The sequence below is a fragment of the Marinobacter sp. ES-1 genome, assembly GCF_000475255.1.
Lineage (GTDB): Bacteria > Pseudomonadota > Gammaproteobacteria > Pseudomonadales > Oleiphilaceae > Marinobacter > Marinobacter vinifirmus.
The window spans coordinates 1-461 of the sequence record NZ_AXBV01000087.1 but is presented as its reverse complement, the minus strand read 5'-3'; the positions used below and the strand labels follow the sequence as shown (position 1 = coordinate 461).

General features: G+C 57.3%; 1 protein-coding gene. It reads left to right on the top strand.

Annotated features, from left to right (window positions below; genetic code table 11):
* Positions 1 to 82 precede the first annotated feature (82 nt).
* A complete protein-coding gene (gene tnpA, locus Q668_RS14405) occupies positions 83 to 457 on the top strand; it encodes an IS66-like element accessory protein TnpA (RefSeq protein ID WP_022990330.1) in 375 nt (124 codons plus the stop codon).
* Positions 458 to 461 lie beyond the last annotated feature (4 nt).

Here is a 461-nt window from a genome sequence, read left to right as displayed (position 1 = left end):
GTAACCGTCCGGTAAACCCATCTTGAGCCAGGCGCTGCGGCCGTCAGGATAGTGTCCACTTATTTTTAAGTGGACACTTAACATGACCAACATAAGCGTAAACAAGCCCTACCAAAAACGTCGTCGTTACTCCAAAGAGCTGAAGGCTCGTATCGTCGCCGAATGTCTGAGGCCCGGGGCGTCTGTTTCCCGGATTTCGCTGGATAACGGCCTCAACGCCAACATGGTCCGGCGCTGGATGAGCGAAGCGCGAAGGGCGGCTAAAACTCCGGAAGCACCTGAATTCGTTCCGGTCCGTCTGCCAGCCGTAGCGCCTGTGCCGGACACCCTGTCAGTCTCGAATCAATGTAGCACCATCCGCATCAAGATTCCCCGCGCCGGTGGTGCGGTTGTGGTGGAGTGGCCTGCGGAGCAAGCTCATCAGTGTGCGGCTTTGCTTCGGGATCTGTTGGGATGATCCG